Genomic DNA, 19,790 nt, shown 5'->3' on the forward strand with positions numbered 1-19,790 from the left:
CTTCCCGCCCCAGCGCCTGTCGTTTGCCATTGCCCTGCTGATCGCCGCCAGCGCCGCCCACGGCAAGACCGTGCAAATCGACACCGCCACGACTGCATCGCAGACATTGGGTGGCAGCGACACGCTGACAATTTCGGCGCCGGGCAGCATCACCAACAGCGGCAAGGCGGTAAGCCTCAAGGACGGCACCAGCGGTGTCGGCGTGATCATCGACAACGCCGGCAAGATCATTTCTACCGGTGGCCGTGCCATCGACAGCAGCGGCGACCTGACCCAGGCGCGAAACTACGCCATCTATAACCGCAGCGGCGGGCAGATTCTCGGCTCCAACGACGCGATTCGCATCGACAGCAACTTCGTCAGCGGCAGCCTGCTGATCGACAACAGCGGCACCATTCGCTCGACCACAGGCCAAGGCCTGGATCTGGATGCGTTGCGCAGCGACGGGGTCAAAACCACGATCATCAACCGCGCGGGCGGGCTGATTCGTGGCGACGCCAGCGACGGCATGAAAACCGGCGCCAACGCGACCATCAGCAACTACGGCGAGATCTCCACCGGTGACTCGCACAACGCCGACCAGAAGTTCGACGGCATCGATATCGACACCGCGACCGGTGTCAGCGTGACCAACTACGGCGTGATTTCGGGCGGGCGCCATGGCATCACCACCGACCTGGGAGCGACGCTGGTCAACTACGGGCAAATCACCGGGCGCAACGGCTCCGGTTTCGGTTCCGATGGCGACGGCACGGTGATCAACCACGGCACCATCACTGGCGCCTATTCCGGGTTGCAAGCCAATGGCGACGGCGACGGCGTGGACATCGACAAGATTGCCCACATCGAAAACTACGGCACCATTCAGGGCGTCGGCGCCGGTGGTGTGGACAAGAGTGGCTTCGCCAATGGCAGTGAAGGCATTGCGCTGGGCGGCGGCTATATCCTCAACGCCATGGATGCGCTGATCAGCGGCGCCAACAGCGCAATTCTGGTGGACGACGGCAGCGGTGGTTCTGGGCTGGCGGCCACCACGCTGGAGAACTTCGGCACCATCCAGGGCCTCGACGGTTTCGGGGTGAAATTCGTCGGTGAGTTCGCCGACAACGTGATCAACGGTGGCACCGTCAGCGGAAGTAACGGGCTGGCGCTGGATCTGGGCGGCGGCAATGACAGCCTGACCCTGCGCAACGGCAGCCGCTTTGTCGGCGTGGTCGATGGCGGCAGCGGTTATGACCGCGTGGTGATGGACGATGCGGCGGGCGGCAGCTTCGGTGCGAGCCGCAACCTTGAATGGCTGGAAGTCAAACAAGGTGCCTGGACGCTCACCGGCAGCGGCGACTTCAGCGACGGTGGTGCCGTGCGCAACGGCGCCACGCTGATCAACCAGGGCGGTATCGCCGGCAACCTGACCGTGGACGTCGGTGGTGTGTATGCGGGTGGCGGTTCGGTAGGCAACCTCAACGTCAATGGCACGTTGCGCACCGACACCCGCCTCGGCACCGCGGCCATCGTGCACGACTTGAACATGGGCAGCGCATCCACCCTCGCTTATGGCGTCAATGCCGATGGCAGCAGCGCGCCGGTCCAGGTCGGCGGCACGGCCAACCTCAACGGCGCAACGCTGGCGGTCAATCCCGGCAGCGGCACTTATCCGTGGCAGAGCCATTACACAGTGCTGCAGGCAGCGCGGGTCAACGGCACGTTCGGCGCGGTCACCAGCGACTACGCGTTCCTCACGCCGACCCTCGCTTACACGCCAACGCAGGTCGACCTGACTTACACCCGCAATGACGTGGCGTTCAATGAATTCGCCGCCACCGGCAACGGCAGCAATGCCGCCAAGAGCCTGGCCTCGATCGGCAAGAACAATGCGCTGTACAACGCCTTGCTCAACACCACGCAATCCAGCGCGGGCGCAGCCATCGAGCAACTGGCCGGCGCCAGCAACGCCAACCTGACCAGCGCCACCCTCGGCGCCAGCAGCCAGGTCGGCAGCAGCATGCTCTCGGCGATGCAGCAAATGGGTGGCAGCCCAGGCTTGATGGTCGGCCTCGATCAGCGTGATACGCCGATCCTCGCCGCCAACGGCGTACCGTCCGAAGCACGAAACCTGAACGATCCGAACGCCCGGGGCCGGCTCTGGCTGCAGGCCATTGGCGGCTACGGCAAGCTGGATGGCGAACACGGCAGCAGCGGTCTGGAACAACGCACCAAGGGCAGCGTGCTCGGTGCCGACTGGGCACTGAATCCACAATGGCGTCTGGGCGTGCTCGGCGGCTATTCGAAGACTGACCTGGACGCCACCGGCTTCGACGGCAATGTCGAGAGCTGGCACGCCGGCGTTTATGCGCTGCATCAAAACGGTCCGATCGCCTTGCGCTTGGGCGCGGCGTACAGCGGTCATCAGGGCGAAAGCAAACGCACCATCGCGTTCAATGGTTTCAGCGATCGCCCCAAGGGTGATTACGACGCCGACAGCCAGCAAGCGTTCGCCGAACTCGGCTACGCCATGGGCAGCGGCCGACTCAGCGCCGAACCGTTCGCCAGCCTCGGCTACCAGCGCTATCACCGCGACCGCTATCAGGAAAAGGGTGGCGCCGCGGCCTTGCAGGTCGACAGTCAGACCCAGGACAACTTCAGCAGCACCTTCGGCCTGCGCTTGGCGCACCTCAGCTCGCTGGACAATGGCATGAGCCTGACCCCGCGGATGGCCGCCGGCTGGAAGCACACCTACGGCGATGTCAGCAGCTCGACCCGTCAGGCATTTGTGGTCGGTGGCACGGCGTTCAGCGTCGATGGCAGCTCGCTGGATCGCGACAGCCTCGTACTCGAAGCAGGGCTGGATCTTGGCATTTCCGCGCGGCATACGCTGGGGCTGGGATACAGCGGCGAGATTGGTAGCAACAGCCGTAATCACGGGTTGATCGGGCAGTGGCAGATGAGTTTTTGAGATTTCGCCAATCCGGATTTCAGCGGGAGTTGTAGGTAAAGGCGTCTGGTCGATCAGGTAATCATGGCGGGTTCATTACCTGCCAGCGCCCGGGCTACAAAAGCAGACGCCATCACCTGCATCCGACTCGGAATTGCCCGGCATCGGTGGACCGGCATCGACTTTTACAGTTTGGCCTCATTTCACATGAGACGAACTGAATGCCCATTCAATGCAAATACAAGCTTCAACATCTTGTGCTGGCGGTTGCGCTGGCAGTCGGTTGCGTGGAATTTTCTCTGGCGGAGCAGTCGGAGCCCGATGCGCCCGTCATGGACGAAGTGAAACCCAAGCCTGCGCGCAAGAAGAAAGAAAAACCTGCTCTGCCCAGCCTAGCTCCAGAGCCACTGCTTGCAGAAAGTATCGCTCCGACGCCAGAAACATTTCCGGTCAGCACTGAGATTCCAGCGGCACCCCTTCCTGCACCCGATGACATTCCCTCCGAGAAGGTCGCCACGACGCAAAGCGGCAGCGCACTCAAAGAAAGCCTGGAAAAACCAGCGCCCTTACCGGAATCGGTTCTGGCCGAAACGTCCGCATTTCAACAAACCCAAGTGGTAGACCAGCCGCCGTCAACGGATTCCCCTCTACCTCCGGGAAACGCAGCCATCGAAGCCCTGCTCGCTGCCGACGAAACTACGGCCGCCCTCGCCTACGATCAACTGGCCGGCGGCAGCAACGCCAACCTCGCCAAGGCCACCTTGAGCAGCGTCACACCGGTCAGCGCCAGCCTGCTGTCGGCCATGCACCAGCTCGATAACCTGCATGAAAACCAGCCAAACGCACCGCGCCACGCGGCCGGAAACGCCGAGAGCGGCAGGGTCTGGCTGCAGGCCCTCGGCCACAGCGGGAAACTGGATCGCGATGTGGAGCCCATGCAGCATTCCACCAAAGGCCTGCTGCTCGGTGCGGACAGGCGCCTCGACGAAGAATGGCGACTGGGTTTGATGGGCGGCACCTCCGATACGCGCATGGACAGCAAGGAACTGGACGGAGACCTCGACAGTTGGCACCTCGGCGCTTACGCCTTGCGTCAGACCGGCCCGCTGTCACTTCGGCTCGGCGCAGCCTGGAGCAACCATGAAGGCAGTACCCGCCGCGAAGTCGCGTTCGGCCGCTTCCATGACCGACTGAAAGGCAACTACCAGGCCAGCACCCAGCAAGTGTTCATCGAGTCGGGATACAACCTGGGTCGGGCCAACGTCAGCATCGAGCCATTTGCCAGCCTCGGTTACCAACGCTACCAGCGCGACGGCTACACCGAGAAAGGCGGAGCGGCGGCGCTCAAGGTTCACGCTCAATCCCAAGGCAACTTCAACACCACCGTCGGCCTGCGCATGGCGAAAGTCAGCACGCTGGATAACGGCATGCGCCTCACGCCACGACTCAGCGCGGGGTGGAAACACGTTTATGGCGAGACCTACACCAGCACCCGGCAACGTCTGGTCACCGGCGGCCATGACTACACCGTTTACGGCGCGGAGCTGGATCGCAACAGCCTGACGCTCGACACCGGGCTTGATCTGGCCGTCTCGTCCAGCCACACACTCGGTGTTGGCTTGTCGGGTGAGATCGGTACCGACAGCCGAAACCACGGCGTATCGGGGCAATGGCGAATGGCGTTCTAAGTCCGGACGGGTTGCTGCCGCACGGTGCGGCAGCAATTTGAAAGCAAAAAAAAAAAGGGGAGCACATGCCCCCCCGAGGTTTAAAGCGTTGTATCGAGGCCGTTATCTCAGCCTTCGATCTCGATCAGGATTTCGCCCGGGTTCACCCGGTCGCCCTTGGCGACATGAATGGCGGTGACCTTGCCGGCAATCGCCGCCTGGACTTCGGTCTCCATCTTCATCGCTTCGGTGATCAGCACAGCCTGGCCCGCCTTGACGGTGTCGCCTTCCTTGACCAGCACATCGACGATGTTGCCCGGCATGGTGGTGCTGACGTGGCCCGGGGCCGAAGCCTGCTTGCGCTTGCTGCTGCCGCCGCCGACGAATTCGTTGAGCGGCTCGAACACCACTTCTTCCGGCATGCCGTCGATGGACAGGTAGAAGTGACGCTTGCCCTCAGCCTTGACGCCGACACCGGTGATGTCCACGCGGTAGGTTTCGCCATGCACGTCGATGACGAACTCGGTCGGTACGCCTTCGCCGCCGGCCGAAGCCACCTTGCCCGCTTCCGGGATCGGCAGCAGCACTTCCGGAGTGAGGGTGCCGGCGGCACGCTCTTCGAGGAACTTGCGACCGATGTCCGGGAACATGGCGAATGTCAGCACGTCTTCTTCGGACTTGGCCAGTGCGCCGATATCGGCACGCAGCTTGGCCATTTCCGGCTTGAGGAGGTCGGCCGGGCGTACGTCGATCACCTCTTCGCTGCCGATGGCCTGACGACGCAGCTTCTCGTTCACGGTGCCCGGCGCCTTGCCGTAGCCGCCTTGCAGGTAAAGCTTCACCTCGTTGGTGATGGTCTTGTAGCGCTCGCCGGCCAGCACGTTGAAGAACGCCTGGGTGCCGACGATCTGCGAAGTCGGGGTCACCAGCGGCGGGAAGCCGAGGTCTTCACGTACGCGCGGGATCTCCGCCAGCACTTCGCCCATGCGGTTCAGAGCGCCCTGCTCTTTCAACTGGTTGGCCAGGTTGGAAATCATCCCGCCCGGCACCTGGTTCACTTGAACACGGGTATCGACGGCGGTGAATTCGCTTTCAAACTGGTGGTACTTCTTGCGCACGGCGTAGAAGTACAGGCCGATTTCCTGCAACAGCTCCAGGTTCAGACCGGTATCGAACTCGGTGCCCTTGAGTGCAGCGACCATCGATTCGGTGCCAGGGTGGCTGGTGCCCGAAGCGAAGCTGGAGATGGCGGTGTCGATGTGGTCGGCACCGTTTTCAATTGCCTTGAGCTGGCACATGGCTGCCAGGCCGGCGGTGTCGTGGGAGTGGATAAACACTGGCAGCGACTGCTCGGCTTTCAGTGCACGCACCAGCTCACCGGTCGCGTATGGGGTCAGCAGACCGGCCATGTCCTTGATCGCCACCGAGTCGCAACCCATGGCTTCCATTTGCTTGGCCTGGGCGACGAACGCGTCGATGGTATGCACCGGGCTGGTGGTGTAGGCGATGGTGCCCTGGGCGTGTTTGCCGGCAGCCTTCACCGCTTCGATCGCCACGCGCAGGTTACGCACGTCGTTCATCGCGTCGAAGATGCGGAACACGTCGATGCCGTTGACTGCGGCCTTGGCGACGAACGCTTTGACCACGTCATCGCTGTAGTGGCGGTAGCCCAGCAGGTTCTGGCCGCGCAGGAGCATTTGCAGGCGGGTGTTGGGCAACGCAGCGCGCAGTTGGCGCAGACGCTCCCACGGGTCTTCTTTCAGGAAACGCACGCAAGCGTCGAAGGTCGCGCCGCCCCAGCATTCCAGCGACCAGTAGCCGACTTTGTCGAGCTTGTCGCAGATCGGCAGCATGTCTTCGGTGCGCATGCGGGTGGCGAGCAGCGATTGGTGAGCGTCGCGCAGGATGGTGTCGGTTACGAAAATCTTTTTAGTCATTGTTCTATTCCTCACAGGCCTGCGTGGGCGGCGATGGCGGCGGCGATGGCCAGGGCCAGCTCTTCGGGTTTGCGCTTGATCGAGTAGTTGGTCAGTTCAGGGTGGCTTTCAACGAAGCTGGTATTGAACTGGCCGCTACGGAATTCCGGGTTGCGCAGGATTTCCTGGTAATACGCGGCGGTGGTCTTCACGCCTTGCAGACGCATGTCGTCGAGGGCGCGCAGGCCACGGTCCATCGCCTCTTCCCAGGTCAGCGCCCACACCACTAATTTCAGGCACATCGAGTCGTAGAACGGCGGGATGGTGTAGCCGGTGTAGATCGCCGTGTCGGTACGCACTCCAGGGCCGCCGGGGGCGTAGTAGCGCGTGATCTTGCCGAAGCTCGGCAGGAAGTTGTTTTTCGGGTCTTCGGCGTTGATCCGGAATTGCAGGGCAAAACCGCGGTGCTGGATGTCCTCCTGCTTCACCGACAGCGGCAGGCCGGAGGCGATGCGGATCTGTTCGCGGACGATGTCGATCCCGGTGATTTCTTCGGTGATGGTGTGTTCCACCTGCACCCGAGTGTTCATCTCCATGAAGTACACCTCGCCCTCGGCGAGCAGGAACTCCACGGTGCCGGCGTTCTCGTAGCCTACGGCCTTGGCTGCACGCACCGACAGGTCGCCGATGTAGGCGCGCTGTTCCGGGGTCAGTTGCGGGCTCGGGGCGATTTCGATCAGCTTCTGGTTGCGGCGCTGGATCGAGCAGTCACGTTCGAACAGATGCACGACGTTGCCGAAGCTGTCGCCGAGGATCTGCGCTTCGATGTGTTTCGGATTGACGATGCATTTTTCCAGGAACACTTCCGCCGAACCGAAGGCCTTGGTGGCTTCGGAAATGACCCGGGGGAAATTCTGTTCGAGTTCTTCGCGGCTGTTGCAGCGACGGATACCGCGACCGCCACCACCGGAAGTGGCCTTGAGCATCACCGGGTAACCGATGCGGTCGCCCTCGCTCAATGCTTCCTCGATGCCCGAAACGTTGCCTTCGGTGCCCGGCGTGACCGGTACGCCGGCCTTGATCATGCTGCGGCGCGCTTCGGTCTTGTCGCCCATGCGGCGGATGACTTCCGCCGACGGGCCGATGAATTTGATTCCGCGTTCGGCGCAGATGTCTGCCAGCTCGGCGTTTTCAGAGAGGAAACCGTAGCCGGGGTGCAGCGCATCGCAGCCGGTTTCCACGGCCAGGTTCACCAGCTTGCGCGGGTTCAGGTAACCGGCCAGCGGCTCGGCACCAATGCTGTGGGCCTCGTCCGCACGCTTGACATGCAAGGCATGCCGGTCGGCGTCGGAATAGATCGCGACCGAGCGGATGCCCATCTCGGCGCAGGCACGCACGATTCGTACGGCAATCTCACCACGGTTGGCGATCAGGATCTTTGTTATCACTTGGAGGTTCCCTTGAGCCGGTGGCACCACGACCTGCTAGACCCAGGTCGGCACGTGACCAAATGTTTCAATCTGGTCTCGGCTCCACACTAGCGCTGCCAAGGGATTAACAAAAATGAATAAAAATTGGGTCAGGCATAAGTAAAGACTTATAGTCAACGCATCAGCCCGCGGCCAGAGTCGGTAGAAAATGCGTAAGTCTTTGATGCGTATGACATTGCGTCAATTGCAGATCTTCAACGAAGTGTGCGATTTGCGCTCCTACAGCCGTGCCGCCGAGGAAATGTCGCTCACACAACCGGCCGTCAGCCTACAGATTCGTCAGCTCGAAGAGCTGATCGGCCAGCCATTATTCGATTACGTGGGCAAAAAACTCTACATGACCGAAGCGGCCGAAGCACTTCAGCGCGCCAGCCGGGACATCTTCGGCCGGTTGGAAAACCTCGACATGCAGCTCTCGGACATGCAGGGCTCGCTGCAGGGCCAGTTGAAGCTGGCGGTGGAATCCAGCGCCAAATACTTCGTGCCGCATCTGTTCGCGGCGTTCAAGCGTCAGCATCCGGAAGTAAATCTGCAACTGACGGTGGTCAACCGTGGCCAGGTGATCCGCCGGCTCTCCGACAACCGCGACGATCTGGTGATCATGTCGATGGTGCCCCAGGACATGGGTCTGGAATTCCTGCCGTTCCTCAACAACCCGATCGTCGCCGTGGCGCGGCCGGATCATCCGCTGGCACACATGGGTCCGCTGCGTTTGCAGGACCTTGAGCCGTACACCCTGCTGATCCGCGAACCCGGCTCGGGCACGCGACTGGCCTGCGAGGAGTATTTCAAGGAGAAGCGCGTGCACTTCACCCAGACCCAGGAAGTGGCGTCGGCCGAAGCCCAGCGTGAATGCGTGGTAGCGGGTCTGGGCCTGGCGCTGTTGACGCGCCACGCCCTGAACCTGGAGCTGGCGACCGGCGGCCTGGTCGAGCTGCCGGTCGAAGAATTGCCGCTGTTTCGCAGCTGGTGCCTGGTGCAAGCCAAAGCCAAGCGGCTGTCACCGGTGGCGCACGCCTTCCTGGCGTTTATCCGCAGCGAACGGGTGCAGATCAGCGCGCTGGTTGAGCGCTTCGACGGGAAGCTGCCGGCGCTGCCTGCCAGTGATTGATGTCCTCGGGAAAATCGCCGATTTCGGCCTGAAGCTGGCGAAGTTCGAAGCGATCTTCGATGGCGCGGCGAAACTCCATGCGGCGCTGGTCTTCCTGCTGACGACGGGTTTTCGCGGCGCTGTTGCGTTCTTCGTAAGGCTGAGCCATTTCGAGTCTCCCAAGGCGTTTACGGGAGTTTCACGATAGGCGCGGTGGATGACGATTTGGCTGCGTCGGGGTTACAGGCAGATGAAGATTGCCATCACCCCACGACAATCAGTCATCCAGCGCTTTCACCGATTTTGGCGACAGCCGCAAGCTGCGCAGGCTGCGCTTGACGCTCTTGAGGTGGTTGACCAGGCTCGGCCCGCGCGCCATGGCCACGCCCATCGCCAGTACGTCGATCACCACCAGGTGAGCGATACGCGAGGTCAGCGGCGTGTAGATTTCGGTGTCTTCGTGAACGTCGATCGCCAGGTTGACGGTCGACAGCTCGGCCAGCGGTGTCTGGCTCGGGCACAAGGTGATCAGCGACGCACCGCTCTCGCGAACGAGGTTGGCGGTGATCAGCAAGTCTTTGGAACGGCCGGACTGGGAAATGCAGATCGCCACGTCTGTCGGCTTCAGCGTCACCGCCGACATCGCCTGCATATGCGGGTCGGAATACGCCGCGGCGGTCAGCAGCAGACGGAAGAACTTGTGCTGCGCATCCGCCGCCACCGCGCCCGACGCACCGAAACCGTAGAACTCGACGCGCTGGGCCTGGGACATCAGCGTCACCGCGCGTTGCAGCTCCAGAGGATCGAGCTTCTCGCGAACCTCCATCAGCGTGTGCAACGTGGTGTCGAAAATCTTCAGGCTGTAGTCGGCGACGGAGTCGTCTTCATGGATCGCGAACTGACCGAAGCTGGCGCCGGCCGCGAGGCTTTGCGCGAGCTTGAGTTTCAGATCCTGAAAACCGGAACAACCGATGGCCCGGCAGAAGCGCACGATGGTCGGCTCGCTGATGCCGACGCTGTGAGCCAGGTCGGCCATGGAACTGTGCATCACTGCCGCAGGGTCAAGCAGCACGTGGTCGGCGACCTTGAGCTCCGACTTGCGTAACAGGTGACGTGACTGGGCGATGTGTTGCAGCAGATTCAAGGGGCTGGACTCTTGTTATGGAAAGATGTGCTTTGGCCAGATGCCGGGGATGTAGCAAGTTTGTAGTTATACTACATGAATCGGCTTTTTGCCTGCTCAATGCGTAACTCGATCCCCCCGGATCAGGCGACATGCGCTGCATGTAGCCCTTTACAGCGGTTTTTCCTGTTCACGCAGCAACGCGGCAAGGCCGACCGCCTCCACCGGACGGCTGATCAGATAGCCCTGCACCTCGTCGCAACCTTCAGCTTTCAGAAACGCCAGCTGCTCGGATCGCTCGACACCTTCGGCGACAACTTTCAGTGACAGCCCGTGAGCCATCGCAATGATCGCCCGGGTGATCGCCGCGTCCTCGCTGCCCTCGCCCAACCCGCGAATAAAGGCCTGATCGATCTTCACGTAGTCCACCGGAATCCGCTTCAGATAGCTCAGCGATGAATAGCCGGTGCCGAAATCGTCGATCGCCAGTTTCACCCCCAGATCCCGCAACTGCTGGAACGTGGCGATGATGTGTTCGACGCTGTCGAGCAGCTGGCTTTCGGTCAGTTCCAGTTCGAGGTAGTGCGGTGCCAGGCCGGTTTCCTCCAGCACCTGACGCACCAGACTGACCAGTTTGCCCTGGCGCAGTTGATGCACCGACAGGTTCACCGAAACCCGGATCGGCGCCAGCCCCTGACGCTGCCATTCACACGCCTGCCAGCAGGCCTGACGCAGGACGAATTCGCCGATCGGCCCGATCAGCCCTGTTTCTTCGGCCAGACCGATGAAATCCCCCGGCGGTACCCGGCCCATGGTCGGGTGATCCCAGCGCACCAGCGCTTCCGCCGCGTTGAGACGCCCGGTCGCCAGGCACAGTTTCGGTTGATAGAAGACGTTGAGCTGCTTTTCCTCGATGGCTTTGCGCAGCTGGTTTTCCAGTTGCAGGCGCTCCAGCGTGCTGGCCTGCAGACTGTCGGTGTAGAACTGGAAGTTGTTGCCACCCAGGTGTTTGGCATGTTGCATGGCCATATTCGACTGGCTGACCAGCGCGGAAATCTCCCGGGCGTTGTCCGGCAGCATGCTGATGCCCATCGAGGCGCTGACTACCAGCTCATGCCCTTCCACGGTCAACGGCAGGCGCAGCTTGCTCGACAGTCGCGTGGCGACCCGCGCCAGGCTCGACAGGTTGCCGTAGGCGTCGAACAGTACCGCGAACTCATCGCCGGACAGCCGGGCGATGGTGTCGGCTTCCGGCAGAGCATTGACCAGCCGCCGCGACATCTTTTGCAGCAACTGGTCGGCGATCTCATGACCGAGGCTGTCGTTGAGCAGCTTGAAGCGATCCAGATTGATATGCAGCAGCGCCAGACTCCGGCGCCCGCCCTGCCGCACGCGCTGATGGGCTTCGTGCAGGCGTTCGCGGAACAGCGAGCGGTTGGCCAGACCCGTGAGTTCGTCGTAGTGGGTCAGGTAGCGCATGCGCTCTTCGGATTCGCGGCGCGCCGACAGATCGGCGAAGAAGCCGACGATATGACTGACATTTCCCCGACTGTCGCGCACGGCATTCAATTGCAGCCATTGCGGATACAGCTCGCCGTTCTTGCGGGTTTCCACCAATTCGCCCTGCCAACTGCCGTGCTGCTCCAGCGCGTGGCGGATCGCGACGTAGTGTCGACGGGCGTCGCGGCTGCACGGCAGTTCGACGACGTTGCGCCCGAGCATGTCGTCGATGTCATACCCGGTGACCCGGCTGAAGGCCTGGTTGATGGCGATCAGCGAATAATTCGGGTCGAGGATCACGATGCCTTCGCTGGCGGCTTCGAACACCGTCGCCGCCAGTTGTTGCTGGGCTTCCAGGCTTTTGCTGACACTAATGTCGCGGCGGGTGCCGACCATGCGGATGACCCGCCCGTTCTCGTCGCGCTCCACCGCTCGCCCACGGTCTTCGATCCAGACCCAGTGGCCGTCGCCGTGGCGCACGCGGTATTCGATCTGATAATCCTCGGTGCGCCCCTTCAAGTGCTCGATCAACGCGCGCTTGAGCGGCGGCACGTCTTCCGGGTGCAGGCGTGGCCGCAGATGCCTGAGCAGCCCGGTGACGTATTCCGGGTCGATGCCGAACAGTTCCTGAATCTGCGTGTGGTGAACTTCGTCGGTTTGCAGGTTCCAGTCCCACAGCCCCAGCTCACTGGCTTTCAACGCCAGGGCCAGGCGCGCCTCGCTCTTGCTCAGGGCTTGGTTGGCGACGTCCAGTTCCCGGCTGCGCTGGGCGACTCGGTCCTCCAGTTCAACTTGGGCTTCACGCAACTTGCCCTCGGCGCAACGCCGATGTTCGATTTCCTTCGCCAGCTCCTGATTGAGCTGTTCGCTGCGGGTTTGCGCTTGTTGCAGGTGTTCGATCAGATGCTGGTTCTGGAAGCGCCGCAGCAAACCGCGATCGATCAGCCGATTGACCTGCCACGCCACCACACTCAGCGAGCCGAGCAGGATCAGCCCGAGCCAGCCCCAGCCGCGCGCCAGTTCGTCACCGCCCCAGAACAGGTAGCCGATGGCCGGCAGCAGGCACGGCAAGGTAAAGGAAAGGAAGGCCGGAATGCTCACGGCGTAGGCCACGCTGGCCGACAGGGTCGCGGCACCGATCAGGCCGAACACCCAGGCTTGCTGCATGAAGTTGTCGGCGGGGACCAACGCGATGCCGGCACCGGCCAGGGTCAGGCCGGTCATGGTCGAGCCGAGCAGGAACATCCGCCCCCAGATCGGCTGGGCCTGGCGATCGGGAATCGCCGAATCGAAGGCCGCGACCTGAATCACCCGCAACGCCACCAGCGACAGCAGCCACACCAGCCAGACGCTGACCACGAAGTAACGCTGCGGACTCCAGAGCAGACCGGCGCAGACCAGACCATTGATCAACATGAACAGGGTTGGCAACAGCGAACCCTGATAAAGAAGGCGCGTGCGCTCGACCGCCATCTGGGTGGCGTAAAGCTTGCGGATCACCCGAGGCTCCACGGAGGGGCCCGACAGGTCGAAGCTGAGGGTCATAGGCAACGTTCTTGTTCTTATAAGTGTGAGCATGCGCCCGGAAACGTGGACGGAGCATACACAAGCCGAACCACTTGCCAAACTGCCCCAGATCATAATTTCACCGAAACTTTTCAGCCTCCCGACACCCGCAAAAGCCCCCAAGCGAGGCGGGCCAACGCCTGTAGCCGGTGACCGACCGGTCGTCATCGGCAGGACTTTCATCGGCTAATGCAAAGCTCGGTTTGCCCGGGCCTGCGGCGCACCCTAGAATGCCCCGATGCGCGATGATCTCTCCCTTCTGCTGAACTCCCTCAACGATGCCCAACGCCAGGCCGTAGCGGCTCCCGTTGGTCGTCAATTGGTCCTGGCCGGTGCCGGCTCCGGCAAAACCCGAGTGCTGGTGCACCGTATCGCCTGGTTGATCCAGGTCGAAAACGCCTCGCCCCACTCGATTCTGTCGGTGACCTTCACCAATAAAGCCGCTGCCGAGATGCGTCACCGCATCGAGCAATTGCTGGGCATCAACCCGGCCGGCATGTGGGTTGGTACCTTCCACGGCCTGGCGCACCGCCTGTTGCGGGCGCACTGGCAGGAAGCCGGGCTGAGCCAGACCTTTCAGATTCTCGACAGCGACGACCAGCAACGACTGGTCAAGCGGGTGATCCGCGAGCTGGGGCTGGACGAGCAACGCTGGCCGGCCCGTCAGGCCCAGTGGTTCATCAACGGGCAGAAAGACGAAGGTCTGCGTCCGCAACACATTCAGGCCAGCGGCGATCTGTTCCTGGCCACCATGCGCGGCATTTATGAAGCGTACGAGGCGGCGTGCCAGCGTGCCGGCGTCATCGATTTCTCCGAACTGCTGCTGCGCGCCCTCGACCTGTGGCGCGACCACCCGGGCCTGCTGGCGCACTACCAGAAGCGTTTCCGACATATTCTGGTGGACGAATTCCAGGACACCAACGCCGTGCAGTACGCCTGGTTGCGTCTGCTGGGCAAGGGTGGCGACAGCCTGATGGTGGTTGGCGACGACGACCAGTCGATCTACGGCTGGCGCGGCGCGAAAATCGAGAACATCCACCAGTACTCTTCTGACTTTCCGGATTCGGTGACCATCCGTCTGGAGCAGAACTACCGCTCCACGGCCGGCATCCTGAAGGCCGCCAACGCCCTGATCGCCAACAACACCGGACGTCTCGGCAAAGAACTGTGGACCGATGGTGGCGACGGCGAAGCAATCAACCTTTACGCCGCCTTCAACGAACACGATGAAGCGCGCTACGTTGTCGAAACCATCGAAAGTGCGCTGAAAACCGGCCTGGCTCGCAGCGATATCGCGATTCTCTACCGCTCCAACGCCCAATCGCGCGTTCTGGAAGAAGCCTTGCTGCGTGAACGCATTCCGTACCGCATCTATGGCGGTCAGCGCTTCTTCGAGCGGGCGGAAATCAAGAACGCCATGGCTTACCTGCGTTTGCTGGAAGGTCGCGGCAACGATGCGGCCCTGGAGCGGGTGATCAACGTCCCGGCTCGCGGCATCGGCGAGAAAACCGTCGAAGCGATCCGCGACCATGCCCGTCACAGCGATGTGTCGATGTGGGAAGCCATGCGCCAGCTGGTGGCCAACAAGGGTCTGACCGGTCGCGCCGCCGGTGCGCTGGGCGCGTTTATCGAGCTGATCGAAAATCTCGCCGCCAAGTGCGCCGAGATGCCGTTGCACCTGATGACCCAGACCGTTATCGAGCAATCCGGACTGATCGCCTACCACGAAGCGGAAAAAGGCGAGAAAGGCCAGGCCCGGGTGGAAAACCTTGAGGAACTGGTCAGCGCCGCGCGCAACTTCGAGAACACCGAAGAAGACGAAGAGCTGACGCCGCTGGCGGCGTTCCTCGGTCACGCTTCGCTGGAGGCCGGCGACACCCAGGCCGACGAGCACGAAGACAGCATTCAGTTGATGACCCTGCACAGCGCCAAGGGCCTGGAATTCCCTTACGTGTTCCTGGTGGGCATGGAAGAAGGCCTGTTCCCGCACAAGATGAGCCTGGAAGAACCGGGGCGCCTTGAGGAGGAGCGGCGACTGGCCTATGTCGGCATTACCCGGGCGATGCAGAATCTGGTGATGACCTATGCTGAAACCCGACGCCTGTACGGCAGCGAAACCTACAACAAGGTGTCGCGTTTCGTACGGGAAGTACCGAAAGGCCTGATTCAGGAAGTGCGTCTGTCCAACAGCGTCAGCCGGCCGTTCGGCGGCAACCAGTCGATGGGCGGCAGCAACCTGTTCAGCGGCAGCGAGATTCCGGAAACCGGCCTGAGCCTTGGTCAGGCTGTCCGTCACTCGATCTTCGGCGACGGCGTGATCCTCAATTTCGAGGGCGCCGGCGCCCAGGCGCGGGTGCAGGTGAACTTCGCCGAAGGCAGCAAGTGGCTGATGCTCGGGTACGCGAAGCTGGAAGCCATATAAGTCACCGTTCGTTCCCGCGCCCGGCGCGGGAACGGGCACTGGAGGCAACATCGATGGGCTCGGGCTTCTTTTCTTCCTGGACGTTCTGGGCCCTGCTCTCGGCGACTTTCGCCGCGCTGACGGCCATCTTCGCCAAGATCGGCATCGAAAACGTCGACTCCGACTTCGCTACCCTACTGCGCACAATCGTCGTATTGGTCAGTCTGGCCTTGATTTTGTACGCCACGGGCCAATATCAGTCCTTGGGATCGATCTCCGCCAAGAGCTACCTGTTCCTGCTGTTGTCGGGCCTGGGAACCGGCGCTTCGTGGCTGTGCTACTTCCGGGCGTTGAAAGTCGGACCGGCATCGCTGGTCGCCCCGGTGGACAAGCTCAGCGTGGTCTTCGTGGCGGTGCTCGGTGTGATCCTGCTGGGCGAGAAACTCGACCTGCGCCAGTGGGGCGGCATCGGCCTGATCACCGCCGGTGTGGTGATGCTGGCCTTGCGGCGCTGATCCATTTCCTGCTGAACCTATCGCCTTTTCCTACAGACAAAAGTACATGGCCTTATTGCCCTGACCGAGCTGAACGTAACCTGTCAGGCAAAAGCCCGAAACACTCTCTCGCTAGCCAGTAACACTTCAGCTGTGCAACATGGCGCGCGTGTCTCCACAAACGGGAATTCCCTTTATGAAACGTTTTCTTAGCATCGCCATGGCGTTGTGCATCGGCCTGACGATGAGCCTCGACGCCAACGCCAAGCGCTTTGGTGGTGGCAAAAGCGCCGGCGCTGCGCCGACGCACCAGACCAGCCAGATGGCTCCTTCTTCCCCAGGCATGGGCGGCGCTGCGGCGACCGCTGGTGCTGCCGGTGCCGCAGGCGCTGCGGCCAAGGCCGGCGGTGCTTCGAAATGGCTCGGCCCTCTGGCCGGCATCGCGGCCGGTGGCCTGCTCGCTTCCATGTTCATGGGCGGTGGCTTCGAAGGCATGCAGTTCTTCGACATCCTGATCATGGCCGTGATCGCGTTCGTGATCTTCCGCTTCATCGCCGCCCGTCGTCGCAAGCAGCAGGAGCAGTTCGCTCCGGCCGGCGCGCCGATGCAGCGTGAAGTGTTCGAACAGAAACCGGCAGCCATGGGTTCGATCTTTGGTGGTTCGGCCGCGCCTGCTGCCACCCGTCCGGTGATCAACGCGCCGACCTGGTTCAACGAACAGCGCTTCCTCGAAGCTGCCCGCAGCCACTTCCAGGCGCTGCAGCAGCACTGGGACGCCAACGAAATGGACAAGATCGCCGAGTTCGTGACTCCGCAGATGTTCGAGTTCCTCAAGCGCGAACGCGCGGAGCTGGGTGACGCCTTCCAGTCCACCTACATCGACAATCTCCAGGTGCAACTGGATGGCGTGGATGACCGTGCGGACAAGACCATTGCCACGCTGACCTTCAGCGGCGTGTCGAAGACTTCGCGTTTCGACCAGCAGGGCGAAGTGTTCAGCGAAAGCTGGAACATGGAACGTCCACAGGGCGACAACCAGCCTTGGCTGGTCGCCGGTATCCGCCAGAACGGCTGATCACCTCCGACGTTTTACCCGCAGTAATGAAAACCCCGGCCTCGGCCGGGGTTTTCTATTTCGCGGTTGCATCTATAGCGAGCTACTGTATAAACCGCCCCATATAAACCGCGCCATTCAAGCAAGAGGATCCCGGACGTGGAAGAAATCATCGAACAACTGCGCGAAGCCAACGAACCCGTACCGGTTCCCCTGGAGTTGCCCGACGAAGACCAGTTGGTGGAAATCGAAGAAGAGCTCTTCATCAACATCCCGTTCGTCTTCAAAGAGTTTCTGCTGACCGTCAGCGACGTGGTTTACGGCAGCCTGGAGCCGGTGACCGTCACCGACCCGCAATCCCACACCTACCTGCCGGACGTTGCCGCCAACGCCTGGGATGCCGGCGTGCCGCGCGACCTGATTCCGATCTGCCAGGACGGTGATGACTACTACTGCGTCGAAGAAGACGGCACCGTGGTGCTGTGGTCGGGCGAAGAAGAACTGATCACCGAAGAGTCCTGGGAATCGGTCTGGCACTGGGCTCGGGACGTCTGGCTGGAAAGCTGAAACGCCCCTCCCCATGGGTGGTCAGTGCCCCGACGGCTCCTTGTGGTTGTCGAGGGTTTCCAGCAAGGCCACCTGCATCCGCGTGTGCACCCGGATGAACCAGCGCCAGAGCAGCGCCGCCACGGCGGCCGCGACCACGGCGATCAGCACCAGCAACTTGTTGGTCGGCAAGATACTGGCCGACAAGGCTGCCAACAGCAGGAAAATCACCAGCAGCGAGATGATCGGGATCACTTCGGCGATCACCCGGCGCACTCGCTGCGTGTGACGCCCGGCCATTTCCGGCTTCACGCCCATCTCCGCCAGCAGCATCGACAGCGCCTTGAGCTTGCGATAGGCCGCGATCAGGAACGGCAACGACACAAGCAACGCCCCGCCCCAGATCAACGCCTTCTGCCAGCTAGGATCGCTGATCCAGTCCTGCATCCAGATCGAGAGGCGTCCGGCAAAGAAAGCGCCAGCAAAGAAAATCGCGATCACCAGCGCCAGATTGACCCCGACCTGCAGCAGGATCCGCCGGATGATCGACGCCAGCATCGCGCCCTCACCCTGCGGCTGAATGCTGCGCAGCCATTCGCCGTACATTCCGAACACTCGACCGAGGCGCTGCGGCATCGCGGCGGACAGCTTGATCGACAGCGGATCGGCAGCCCGGATCAGGTACGGCGTCAGCAACGTGGTAATCACCGAAACCGCCACGGCCACCGGATACAGGAAGTTGCTGGTGACCTGCAGGGTCATCCCCAGCGCCGCGATGATGAAAGAAAATTCGCCAATCTGCGAAAGCCCCATCCCGACCCGCAGTGAGGTGCGTCCGTCATTCCCCGCGATAAACGCCCCGAGGCCGCAGGACAGCATCTTGCCCAGCACCACGGCCACAGTGATCACCGCAATCGGCCACGCGTATTGCAGAAGGATCATCGGATCGAGCATCAGGCCGATGGCGACGAAGAAGATCGCACTGAACAGGTCGCGAACCGGCTCGATCAGGCGCTCGATTTTCAGCAGTTGCCGCGACTCGGCCATGATCGCGCCGATCAGGAACGCCCCGAGCACCATGCTGTACTCGAGTTTGACCACCAGCAGGCAGAAGCCGAAACACAGGCCCAGCACGGTGATCAGCAGCATCTCGTTGCTTTCGAATTTCGCCACGTAGGCCAACAGTCGCGGCACCAACAGAATGCCGACGACCAGCGCGACGATCATGAACAGTGAGAGCTTGCCGACGGTAGAAAACACTTCGCCGGAACTCACCGTGCCGCTGACCGCGATGCTCGACAGCAAGGCGATGATGCCGATGCCGAGAATGTCCTCGACGATCAGCACACCGAAGATCAACTGCGCGAAGCGCTCGTTTTTCATCTTCAGGTCGTTGAGCGCCTTGACGATGATGGTGGTCGAGGAAATCGCCAGGATCGCGCCGAGGAACAGCGAATCCATGGTGTTCCACTCGAACCAACGGCCGATTTCGTAGCCGATCCAGATCATCAGGACAATTTCGAGGAACGCCGCGATGAAGGCCGTGGCGCCGACCTTGAACAGCTTGCGCAGGCTGAACTCCAGGCCCAGGCAGAACATCAGGAAAATCACCCCCAGCTCGGCGAGGGTCTTGATGGTTTCTTCGTCGTGGATCAGGCCGAAGGGCGGTGTGTGCGGGCCGATGATGAAGCCGGCGACGATGTAGCCGAGCACTACCGGCTGCTTGAAGCGGTGAAACAGCACGGTCACCACACCTGCGACCAACATGATCACCGCCAGATCCTGAATAAAGCTGATGGCATGCATGGTGTGGGCTCCTTGAATGACGAGGCTCACGCAGGCATGGGAAATGTCTGGGCGAGCTGAGTAATAATCCGCTTTGGGTGTAGGAATCGCCCTTGGGGAGGCGCTTTTGCAGGGTAACACCGCGACTTCCGGCTGAAAGGCGGTGCAATATATGGAAACAGATCGATTCGGGCGTGACGGCGGCCAGTTGCCTGGCGTCCCGATA

General features: G+C 61.9%; 13 protein-coding genes. 7 read left to right on the plus strand and 6 right to left on the minus strand.

Annotated elements, in window-relative coordinates:
* Window positions 1-2,953: autotransporter domain-containing protein (locus C1X29_RS16460; protein ID WP_102717913.1), on the plus strand; the 2,953-nt coding region annotated here is incomplete at its 5' end.
* A 200-nt stretch (window positions 2,954-3,153) separates the two neighbouring features.
* Entirely contained in the window at window positions 3,154-4,620 is a 1,467-nt protein-coding gene (locus C1X29_RS16465) for an autotransporter outer membrane beta-barrel domain-containing protein (protein ID WP_102717914.1), read from the plus strand.
* Window positions 4,621-4,727: 107 nt separating this feature from the next.
* Here the strand turns inward: C1X29_RS16465 and oadA are convergent, their stop codons facing one another.
* Complete coding sequence (gene oadA, locus C1X29_RS16470; RefSeq protein WP_102717915.1) at window positions 4,728-6,536, minus strand: sodium-extruding oxaloacetate decarboxylase subunit alpha; 1,809 nt, start codon at window positions 6,534-6,536, stop codon at window positions 4,728-4,730.
* 11 nt (window positions 6,537-6,547) lie between these two features.
* Window positions 6,548-7,963, minus strand: coding sequence for an acetyl-CoA carboxylase biotin carboxylase subunit (locus tag C1X29_RS16475; protein ID WP_007954255.1), 1,416 nt, complete (start codon window positions 7,961-7,963; stop codon window positions 6,548-6,550).
* A gap of 190 nt (window positions 7,964-8,153) precedes the next feature.
* On the opposite strand from C1X29_RS16475, the gene C1X29_RS16480 reads away from it, so the two are divergent.
* The gene (locus C1X29_RS16480; protein ID WP_039765068.1) at window positions 8,154-9,116 is read left to right on the plus strand and encodes a LysR family transcriptional regulator; all 963 of its coding nucleotides are present in this window, start codon (window positions 8,154-8,156) and stop codon (window positions 9,114-9,116) included.
* Here the strand turns inward: C1X29_RS16480 and C1X29_RS16485 are convergent.
* The 3 genes from C1X29_RS16485 to C1X29_RS16495 all read right to left on the minus strand — a co-directional run bounded on the left by C1X29_RS16485 (window position 9,058) and on the right by C1X29_RS16495 (window position 13,263).
* Entirely contained in the window at window positions 9,058-9,264 is a 207-nt protein-coding gene (locus tag C1X29_RS16485) for a PA3496 family putative envelope integrity protein (RefSeq protein ID WP_007954251.1), read from the minus strand. The two genes, C1X29_RS16480 and C1X29_RS16485, sit on opposite strands and share 59 nt — an antisense overlap.
* 108 nt (window positions 9,265-9,372) lie before the next feature.
* Window positions 9,373-10,239 carry a transcriptional regulator HexR gene (gene hexR, locus C1X29_RS16490; protein ID WP_007954250.1) on the minus strand — a complete coding sequence of 289 codons (867 nt, stop codon included), beginning with the start codon at window positions 10,237-10,239 and terminating at the stop codon, window positions 9,373-9,375.
* Window positions 10,240-10,389: 150 nt separating this feature from the next.
* Window positions 10,390-13,263 carry a bifunctional diguanylate cyclase/phosphodiesterase gene (locus C1X29_RS16495; RefSeq protein WP_102717916.1) on the minus strand — a complete coding sequence of 958 codons (2,874 nt, stop codon included), beginning with the start codon at window positions 13,261-13,263 and terminating at the stop codon, window positions 10,390-10,392.
* A gap of 259 nt (window positions 13,264-13,522) precedes the next feature.
* On the opposite strand from C1X29_RS16495, the gene uvrD reads away from it, so the two are divergent.
* The 4 genes from uvrD (at window position 13,523) to C1X29_RS16515 (ending at window position 17,800) form a co-directional block, all read left to right on the plus strand.
* The gene (gene uvrD / locus C1X29_RS16500) at window positions 13,523-15,706 is read left to right on the plus strand and encodes a DNA helicase II (RefSeq protein WP_007954248.1); all 2,184 of its coding nucleotides are present in this window, start codon (window positions 13,523-13,525) and stop codon (window positions 15,704-15,706) included.
* Window positions 15,707-15,759: 53 nt separating this feature from the next.
* Window positions 15,760-16,200, plus strand: coding sequence for an EamA family transporter (locus C1X29_RS16505; protein ID WP_102717917.1), 441 nt, complete (start codon window positions 15,760-15,762; stop codon window positions 16,198-16,200).
* 175 nt (window positions 16,201-16,375) lie between these two features.
* Window positions 16,376-17,254 (plus strand): Tim44 domain-containing protein, encoded by an 879-nt coding sequence (locus C1X29_RS16510; RefSeq protein ID WP_102717918.1) that lies wholly within the window; start codon window positions 16,376-16,378, stop codon window positions 17,252-17,254.
* 138 nt (window positions 17,255-17,392) lie between these two features.
* Window positions 17,393-17,800, plus strand: a complete 408-nt coding sequence (locus C1X29_RS16515) for an SMI1/KNR4 family protein (RefSeq protein WP_007954245.1) — start codon at window positions 17,393-17,395, stop codon at window positions 17,798-17,800.
* A 21-nt stretch (window positions 17,801-17,821) separates the two neighbouring features.
* Here C1X29_RS16515 and C1X29_RS16520 read toward each other — a convergent pair whose 3' ends face one another.
* A complete protein-coding gene (locus tag C1X29_RS16520) occupies window positions 17,822-19,585 on the minus strand; it encodes a cation:proton antiporter (protein ID WP_102717919.1) in 1,764 nt (587 codons plus the stop codon).
* Window positions 19,586-19,790 lie beyond the last annotated feature (205 nt).

Source organism: Pseudomonas sp. GW456-12-10-14-LB2, assembly GCF_002884345.1.
GTDB lineage: Bacteria > Pseudomonadota > Gammaproteobacteria > Pseudomonadales > Pseudomonadaceae > Aquipseudomonas > Aquipseudomonas paraglycinae.